General features: G+C 45.4%; 5 protein-coding genes and 1 pseudogene. 3 read left to right on the plus strand and 3 right to left on the minus strand.

Annotated elements, in window-relative coordinates; all coding sequences use genetic code 11:
* On the plus strand, window positions 1-362 hold a 362-nt coding region (locus AC4II3_RS28445; protein ID WP_488015633.1), incomplete at its 5' end, for a hypothetical protein.
* A 46-nt stretch (window positions 363-408) separates the two neighbouring features.
* Here AC4II3_RS28445 and AC4II3_RS28450 read toward each other — a convergent pair.
* The 3 genes and pseudogenes from AC4II3_RS28450 to AC4II3_RS28460 form a co-directional block, all read right to left on the minus strand.
* The gene (locus AC4II3_RS28450) at window positions 409-912 is read right to left on the minus strand and encodes a DNA-binding protein (protein WP_488015635.1); all 504 of its coding nucleotides are present in this window, start codon (window positions 910-912) and stop codon (window positions 409-411) included.
* A gap of 349 nt (window positions 913-1,261) precedes the next feature.
* Window positions 1,262-2,695, minus strand: coding sequence for a hypothetical protein (locus tag AC4II3_RS28455; RefSeq protein ID WP_488029695.1), 1,434 nt, complete (start codon window positions 2,693-2,695; stop codon window positions 1,262-1,264).
* Window positions 2,686-3,142: pseudogene (locus AC4II3_RS28460) on the minus strand (lipid-A-disaccharide synthase); the annotation flags it as partial. The gene AC4II3_RS28455 and the pseudogene AC4II3_RS28460, both read right to left, overlap by 10 nt.
* A 1,259-nt stretch (window positions 3,143-4,401) precedes the next feature.
* Between AC4II3_RS28460 and AC4II3_RS28465 the strand changes: the two are divergent.
* Together AC4II3_RS28465 and AC4II3_RS28470 are read left to right on the plus strand one after the other, a co-directional pair.
* The gene (locus AC4II3_RS28465; protein ID WP_488029692.1) at window positions 4,402-8,394 is read left to right on the plus strand and encodes a magnesium chelatase subunit H; all 3,993 of its coding nucleotides are present in this window, start codon (window positions 4,402-4,404) and stop codon (window positions 8,392-8,394) included.
* Between the two features lie 584 nt (window positions 8,395-8,978).
* Window positions 8,979-9,233, plus strand: coding sequence for a hypothetical protein (locus AC4II3_RS28470; protein WP_488017203.1), 255 nt, complete (start codon window positions 8,979-8,981; stop codon window positions 9,231-9,233).
* The last annotated feature ends 196 nt before the right edge of the window (window positions 9,234-9,429 follow it).

Raw genomic sequence — 9,429 nt, forward strand, 5'->3', positions numbered from 1 at the left:
CCCGATTCCCGATTCCCGATTCCCGATTCCCGATTCCCGATTCCCGATTCCCTACTATATCATGTGATATGCGCAGCATTAATCATAAAAATCCTCTTGTAATCGGCAGTTTAGCCGTTATTTTTATAAACCTAGTAATAGCTATTAGTTGTTGGATTATTGTTCAACAATCTACGGGTTATGATGGTCTGTTTTATTTGTTTATATTGTCTATGATTGGTATCGCTCAGTTAGTCTATGTTATCCCAGTATTAATTGTGCTAAGAGTGCTAGGACGATGGGAATTGATAAAAGGAGTGATTATTGGTGGTTTGATTACAGGTTTGTTGAATCTTGGCGCTTGGTTTTTAATGCAAGCTTAAGCTAAAAGGTATTGCTAGCAAGCGTTATTGAAAAATAGCTCTTAATTTAGCTAACTTCCTGAACTGTTGCGTCAAGGCTATCTTGAGATTCTTCTAATGTCTCGTCGAGGTCCTCACTACCAGTAAACACTTTAGTAGTCACTGGAACGTTAGGCTCAACTTGGAGCCACACCGAATCACTAATAGACTCAGCTTGATTGGGTCGATAAACCAGTCGGCAGGCTCCTGCTATTTCTACCTCATGACAGTAATGAGTCCGCTCACCCCGTTTAACAGTAAACACTGGCAACGATGTCTGGTTCTTGTGATTGTTCTTTAACGCTTCCTCATTAACGTGGATATAGGTAGTTTCCAGATGTTTCTCCTGATTCCATGTACCTTTTGGTCCCCTACGACCTTCCGTGACCACTGGGACACCATCATATAATGGAATCTGCCAAAACCGACCAACTTTTTTGGCACCTTTGATGCGATCTTTGCTTAATAGCATCCGCAGTCGCTGAGAGGATATACCCAGCAGAGATGCAGCTTGTGTTGTACCGACAATCATAATTAAAATACTATTGCGGAATAGTATTTTAATCCTATCTAACTGGCAAAGTCAAGCTCAAGTGGGGAGTAGGGTGTAGGGAGTAGGGAGTAGGGAGTAGGGTGTAGGGAGTAGGGTGTAGGGAGTAGGGAGTAGGGAGTAGGGAACTAAAATTATCAGAATTGATTTAGGTAACTTATATAGCGTTTATCACAGCTATGAGGTACACATTATTTTTTACATCTTGCCTATTGCCTTCCCCTCCTGGGAGGGGTTAGGGGTGGGTCTAGCATGCCTATTGCCTATTGCCTCTTACCTGCTCCCTGCTCCCTACTCGCCACAAATTTGTACCTCATGATTATAATAATTATTATAGACAGTCTTTCTCAAGTTCTTGTTTAACTAGTTGAGCTAAGGTTTGGGCAGCTCCTGGTTTTCCGCGAACACTCTTGAGATGCGATCGCATTTCGGACAACTTTTCTGGATGCTCCAGATAGTCTAGGGCAAGTTGGGCAACCTCAACCGGCTCAAGCTTCCCTACCAATTCTGGCACAATTTCTCTTTTTGCCCAAATATTCGGCCATGCAAACAGACGCTTTTGCCCTAGCACCAACCAATTAATCACTTTCGCGACGCTAGACCCTACTCCTGGTAACTTGACCAATAGACCGGGTAATCCATCCCAAGCCCGCATGGCATCTAACTGTTGCGTCGGCAACAGCACAATCATTGGTACCGCCAAAGACCCTAACTCAGCGGTATTCGCTCCCACTGTGGTTAAGCAAAGACAACATTGGGATAACAACTCATAGGCCGGAAAGGACTCCCAGAGTTCTACACACAAGCCACTGCGGGTTTTGAGGAATAGTCGAAGGTTAGCTGGTTGAAGGGTTGAAGGTTGAAGGGTTGAAGGTTGAAGGGTTGAAGGTTGAAGGTTAGACGGTTGAAGGGTTGAAGGTTGAAGGGTTGAAGGTTGAAGGGTTGAAGGTTGCAGGTTAGACGGTTGAAGGGTTGAAGGTTGCAGGTTAGACGGTTGAAGGTTATTAGGTTGAAGGTTATCGGAGTTTGAACCTGTAACTTGTAACCCGTTAACCTGTAACCCGTTAACTTGTAACCCGTTAACCTGTAACCCGTTAACCTGTAACCCGTTAACCTGTAACCCTGGATTAATTACCGAGTCGTTATCAACTTTATATATAAGTTGTGCCTCTGACCATCCTGTCTTGTTAATGATGGGATTGTGATCTCGATTGGCAAATTTGGCTAATGTTTTGAGATCTATGGTGGGAGCAACGGGAATCACAAAGCGAGTTTGGGGTCTAGCCCTGTGGATGTGTTCAGCGATCGCTAAAGACAAAGGCACTCCCTGAGCTAGTTTGGCTGGTTTTGACCCTGGTAATAGTGCGATCACTTCAGTTGAAGGTTGAAGGTTATCTTCTTTGGTTGAAGGTTGTTCGCGTAGCGTGGCCTTTTGGCCAAGGTTATCTTTGGTTGAAGGTTGTTCGCGTAGCGTGGCCTTTTGGCCAAGGTTATCTTCGGTTGAAGGTTGTTCGCGTAGCGTGGCCTTTTGGCCAAGGTTATCTTTGGTTGAAGGTTGTTGGGTTGAATGTTGTTCGCGTAGCGTGGCCTTTTGGCCAAGGTTATCTTCGGTTGAACCTGTAACCTGTAACCCCTGATTAACCTGAGAACCTGTAACCTGAGAACCTGCAACCTGAGAACCTGCAACCTGTAACCCCTGAGTAACCTGTAACTTCTGATTAACCTTCAACCCCTGAGTAACCTGTAACCCTCTAATCTCTGCCATTAAATCCCCTACTAGGGTGAATTTGTGGGCATAGGTCTTAGGCACTTGAGCGATAATATCGGGTTTCATCACGCCAAAGTGGTCAATCCAGCGGTACCAACGAGCATCCCACTCGGCATAGACCACACTGCGATACCCTAAGCGCTTACTAATCACTACTGGAAAAAATTGGTCTCCGCCTAGGAATAGAACAACCCCTTTTGGATGCCAGTCCCAGTTTTCCGCTGTCTTCCCCCACAACAAGAATGGTAAAAAATCCTCTGCTGCCTGAACCCGGTCTACTTCTGGGTAGGATTTTGCGATCGCATCTTCTTTGCCTGTGGCATGAGGGCAAGGTGATAGCACTACCGATATCCGGAGTAATGAACGGTCATTCCCTAGAGTTTCCCGCAATGCCTTCACCACTGGTCGCACCCAGGTGGTCAACTCTCCTGGGCCATTGGACATAACTAAAATATCTGCTGCTGGCACTCTTCCCCACTCCTGATTATGATTATCTGGCTTGCTATCAGTTATCAGCTATCAGTTATCAGCTATCAGCTATCAGCTATCAGCTATCAGTTATCAGCTTTCAGTTATCAGTTATCAGCTTATGTGCTACGCACACGCTACGCGAACAGCTTTCAGCTTATGCGCTACGCGAACAGCTTTCAGCCAAAGGCAAACGGCTGACGGCTGACGGCTGACGGCTGACGGCTGACGGCTGACGGCTGACGGCTGACCACTGACGGCTGACCACTGACTGCTAAATGCTTACCTCAACTGAAACATTACCAAAATTTTTGGGTTTAAAGCCCCGTCCTTCTAGGACGGCTTTTAGTTGACAATTATATAGCGCCATAGTATAATTGAAGTATAGGGTACAGGCTGAAAAACCGAGGCTGAGCCGGGAGAGAGACCCGTAACTTATTGACCTTAAAGTAGTAATGCCCGGAGGGTAGGGAAGATCCTCCTTAAAAACCCAACCATCGACTACCAATCGGTGTGTGAACCCAGCAAGACAACACTTTGAGAAAACAACGGTACGGCGGGGCACGCCGGAACCAAGTGAAACAGGGAAGCAACGGACTCTATAAGGCACTTCTCAAAAAGTAACTGAACGCTTAAGGAGACCAGCCCGCTGGGTCTTTCGTAAACTGAACTAGAACCTTAGTCTTGACGGGGTTTCGGTTTAGGTATTGCCGCAAGGATACGGAGGTTTAAGGCCGGTCGTAGATCTAAGAATCCCCGCTCATAAGCGGGCGGGGAGTGTCAATAAATCAGGACTTACTGCGTAAGCCCGACAAATCTTAAGTAATAGTTAAGGAGGAACGATAAGTAATAGTTTTATCAATCTATAAAGTCTCCTTATATATACAACTAAGATTACTTTTGTCAAGGATTTTTATTGTTTAGTTTTTTTAAGCTAAGCGGATTTAGCACTTCAGTAAGTGTTAAGGAATATTACAAAAAAGTGTAATTTTTATATCGAATTGTATCAGATAACGGCTAGAACTCCCTGAAAGTCAACGTTTTTTGATAGAAACTCTTTAGTTGGCAAAACAAAACCATCCCAACCAAGAGTGAGTGGTCACTGGTAGAGACGTTCGATAGCACATCTGTCAATAAAATCTAAATACGATCAAAACTATCAAAGGTGATCAACCACTTACCGCCACTCAAGGTAAGGCACAGATAACGAATAATCAGGAAGGAGACCTAGCCGCATGTTCACTCACGTCAAGTCCACCATTAGACACATCACCCCGGAAGCCTTGAATGGGCGTCATTTGCTGAAGGTGGTCTATGTCGTGCTAGAACCGCAGTACCAAAGTGCATTATCAGCTGCTGTTCGTTCAATCAATCAAAATCAACCAGATATCGCTATTGAAATCAGCGGCTACCTCATTGAGGAACTCCGTGACCCAGAAAACTATGAAGACTTCCAACGGGATATAGCAGAAGCGAATATCTTTATCGCGTCACTAATCTTTATAGAAGACTTGGCCGAGAAGGTAGTAGCCGCTGTACAACCCCATCGCGATCACTTGGATGCCGCAGTGGTATTTCCATCAATGCCTAAAGTGATGCGCCTGAATAAATTAGGTAGCTTCTCCATGGCCAATTTGGGGCAATCCAAGAGTGCGATCGCACAATTCATGCGTAAGCGCAAGAAAAAATCTGGGTCTTCCTTCCAAGACAGTATGCTAAAGCTGTTGCAGACCTTACCCAAAGTCCTGAAGTATATGCCTATGGACAAAGCTCAGGATGCTCGCAACTTCATGCTGAGTTTCCAATATTGGCTAGGGGGGTCTTCTGATAACCTAGAAAACTTCCTGCTGATGCTAGCAGATAAGTATGTATTTAAGCGCGAGAATAAAAACAGCGAAACCTCTGTCCAATTCAAAGACCCAGTGGTTTACCCAGATATGGGGGTTTGGCATCCTCTAGCACCACAAATGTTTGAAGATGTCAAGGAATACCTGAACTGGTATAGTAGCCGTGAGGATATCTCAACAGACTTAAAAGACCCCCTCGCTCCCTGTATTGGTTTAGTCCTGCAACGCACTCACCTAGTTACAGGGGATGATGCCCATTATGTAGCCATGGTGCAGGAACTGGAAGCCATGGGAGCAAGGGTGATTCCCATATTTGCAGGTGGTCTGGATTTCTCTAAACCTGTAGATACCTATTTTTCTGAGGAACATGGCAAAACCGTGGTGCCCTTAGTGGATGCTGTGGTATCTCTAACCGGCTTTGCTCTAGTAGGAGGTCCAGCACGGCAAGACCATCCCAAAGCAATTGAATCATTAAAACGCCTCAATCGCCCCTATATGGTTACACTTCCCTTAGTCTTCCAAACTACGGAAGAGTGGGAAAATAGTGAATTGGGACTGCACCCGATTCAAGTAGCATTGCAAATTGCCATTCCAGAGCTGGATGGTGCCATTGAACCAATTATCCTATCCGGACGGGATGGCGCAACTGGAAAATCCATTGCGTTACAGGACCGGATTGAATCAGTAGCCCGACGGGCCATGAAGTGGGCGAATTTGCGCCGTAAGCCCAAGCTTGATAAGAAAATTGCGATCACAGTCTTTAGCTTTCCCCCAGATAAAGGCAATGTTGGGTCAGCGGCCTATCTTGATGTATTTGGTTCCATCTATAAAGTGATGGAAGCCCTGAAACACAATGGTTATGATGTCCAAGACTTGCCGGAATCTGCTGAGACACTGATGCAAGAGGTGATCCATGATGCCCAAGCTCAGTACGCTAGTCCAGAATTGAATATTGCTCACCGGATGTCGGTGATGGAGTATGAACGGTTTACTCCCTACTCCACTCGCTTAGAGGAAAACTGGGGACCACCACCAGGACATCTTAATAGTGATGGACAAAATTTGTTAATCTACGGCAAGCAATTCGGGAATGTATTCATTGGAGTACAACCTACCTTTGGGTATGAAGGAGACCCAATGCTACTGTTGTTCTCCCGTTCCGCAAGTCCTCACCATGGCTTTGCTGCTTATTACACCTATTTAGAACAAATCTGGCAAGCGGATGCGGTGCTGCACTTCGGCACCCACGGCTCTCTAGAATTTATGCCAGGGAAACAGATGGGGATGTCTGGAGACTGTTATCCAGATAATTTAATTGGTTCTATTCCCAATCTGTACTACTATGCTGCCAATAATCCCAGTGAAGCAACCATTGCCAAGCGGCGCAGCTATGCTGAAACCATATCCTATCTCACCCCACCGGCAGAAAATGCTGGATTGTATAAAGGGTTAAAGGAACTCAGTGAGTTAATTGGGTCTTATCAAACTCTCAAAGATACTGGGCGCGGTGTTCCCATTGTTAACACCATTATGGATAAGTGCCGCTTGGTGAATCTTGACCAAGATATTGCCTTGCCCGAGCAAGATGCCAAAGACCTGAGTGCCGAAGAACGGGATACGTTGGTAGGTCAGGTGTACCGCCGTTTGATGGAAATTGAATCAAGGTTGTTACCCTGTGGGTTGCATGTGATTGGTAAGCCACCAACTGCAGAAGAAGCGATCGCAACGCTAGTCAATATTGCTAACTTAGACCGTAGCGAAGACGAAATCATCGGTTTACCCCGGATTATTGCCAACAGTATTGAGCGAGAGATTGATGAAATTTACAGCAACAATGACCAAGGCATCTTAGCCGATGTGGAATTGTTGCAAGACATCACCCAAGCTACCCGTGCTGCTGTTAGTGCTATGGTTCAAGCTCAAATCGACAGCGATGGACGGGTCTCTACAGTCTCTAAACTCAACTTCCTCAACCTTGGTAAAAAAGAACCGTGGGTAGAAGCCTTGCACAATCTTGGGTACACCAACGTAGATTCCGACGCGATCAAGCCTCTGTTTGACTATCTGGAATTCTGTTTACAGCAGATAGTAGCAGATAATGAACTAGGAGCAATGCTCCAAGCCTTAGATGGGGAATATGTGCTGCCCGGTCCTGGTGGTGACCCGATCCGAAATCCCGATGTGCTACCGACCGGTAAGAATATTCACGCCCTCGACCCCCAATCCATTCCCACCCTAGCAGCGGTGAAATCTGCCAAAATCGTAGTAGACCGACTGTTGGCACGGCAAAAGCGAGATAATGATGGGGCTTGGCCAGAAACCATTGCGTGTGTGCTATGGGGTACGGATAATATTAAAACCTACGGCGAATCCCTAGCCCAAATTCTGTGGATGGTCGGGGTTAAGCCAGTGCCCGATGCCTTGGGACGGGTGAATAAATTAGAACTAATTCCTTTAGAAGAGTTAGGTCGTCCTCGGATTGATGTGGTAGTAAACTGTTCCGGTGTCTTCCGGGATTTGTTCATCAATCAGATGAATTTACTAGACCAAGCAGTGAAAATGGCCGCAGAAGCCGATGAACCCCTGGAAATGAACTTTGTGCGGAAACACAGTTTGCAACAAGCTCAAGAAATGGGGATTAATCTACGGCAAGCGGCGACTCGGGTGTTCTCCAATGCGTCTGGTTCCTATGCCTCCAATGTTAATTTAGCTGTAGAAAACAGCACCTGGGAAGAAGAATCCGAGTTACAGAATATGTATCTCAGTCGCAAATCCTTTGCCTTCTCTTCTGATAGCCCAGGCACCATGGAACAGAGTCAGAAGATTTTTGAGTCCGCCTTGAAAACCGCTGATGTTACCTTCCAGAATCTTGATTCATCGGAAATTAGCCTAACTGATGTTTCTCATTACTTTGACTCTGACCCCACTAAAGTAGTAGCCAACTTGCGCAACGATGGTAAGAAACCAACCGCTTACATTGCTGATACCACTACAGCTAATGCTCAGGTTCGCACCCTATCAGAAACCGTCCGTTTAGATGCCCGGACTAAATTACTTAATCCCAAGTGGTACGAAGGGATGTTGAATCATGGCTATGAAGGGGTTCGTGAACTTTCCAAACGTTTAGTGAATACTATGGGTTGGAGTGCAACCGCTGATGCAGTAGATAACTGGGTTTATGAAGATGTGAATACTACCTTTATCCAGGATGAAGAAATGCGTCAGCGGTTAATGAATTTGAATCCCAATTCCTTCCGTAAAGTAGTCTCTACGTTATTAGAAGTTAATGGACGTGGCTATTGGGAAACGAGTGAGAGTAATTTACAGCTGTTGCGCGAATTGTATCAGGAGGTTGAAGATAGGATTGAAGGAATAGAATAGGATTATATCGCTACGCGCAAGGCAAGAGGCAAGAGGCAATAGGCAATAGGCAACAGTGAATCATATTCCCCCCTTATTAAGATTCCCCCCTTATTAAGGGGGGTTAGGGGGGATCCCTACTCAAGGCAAAATGTACCTAATAATTATGGACAAAGCTATAGTCACAATCTAGCAATTCTATATCCCATAAGGTACAAAATGATCCCCCTAAATCCCCCTTAATAAGGGGGACTTTGAAGTTGAAAAGCGTACCTGAGGGTGCATCTCATATTTGTAAAAAAGTGGCGTAGGGTGTGTTAGGGACGGGCTCGCCAAGACGCAAACCATAGCAAGTGTTGGGACAGTCCGTCCCGTAACGCACCACCACGTCAAATAGTATGCATTGAGATGCACCCCGTACCTGATATGATAACTGCGAAAAAAGAATAGCTTTTTCGAGACGTTCAATAGAGCGTCTCTTTCCATTTTGTTACTGTACATTTTCTTTAATTATCTCCCAAAAAAAAATTTAGAAAAACCCTTGACAACTAATAATATAATCATTATGATTATATTATACAAACCACAAGCAAAAGGTGAACCTTATGGATTCAGAATTTCGCCCAAACCCAGAGACTAACCCCGAGGATATAACTCCTAGTAATAATCCTCAAGAATCCTTTCCCAAAAAATACCCGGTTCAGCATATTTTGAGGGGCTCCCGCAAGGGCATCATCAACACCATGCATACCCTCTATGCACTGGGTTATGCGGAAATCTCCGAGTGGACTCCTCTGCAACCGACTGGACTTCCTGGGGAATTTATTACGATGATGACCAAATACCTAACTCTGGGTTAAGCTATTAAATTGCTGGGGGGCTTTGCCCCCTGGCCAAACCATCGGGGCTGCTCCCATGGGAGCATGTCTGGAATGGTGCGAAATGTGAATTCATAAGGTTCATCTAGCCGTGGATAGTATTTCTGCGGCTATTTTTTTTTGTTAGGGAGTAGGGAGTAGGGAGTAGGGAGTAGGGAGTAGGGAGTAGGGAGTAGGG

This window comes from Moorena sp., assembly GCF_982860115.1.

Coding starts and splice junctions, on each gene's coding strand:
- AC4II3_RS28455 (WP_488029695.1), bottom strand. CDS start 2,695: ATGGCAGAGATTAGAGGGTTACAGGTTACTCAGGGGTTGAAGGTTAAT.
- AC4II3_RS28450 (WP_488015635.1), bottom strand. CDS start 912: ATGATTGTCGGTACAACACAAGCTGCATCTCTGCTGGGTATATCCTCT.
- AC4II3_RS28470 (WP_488017203.1), top strand. CDS start 8,979: ATGGATTCAGAATTTCGCCCAAACCCAGAGACTAACCCCGAGGATATA.
- AC4II3_RS28465 (WP_488029692.1), top strand. CDS start 4,402: ATGTTCACTCACGTCAAGTCCACCATTAGACACATCACCCCGGAAGCC.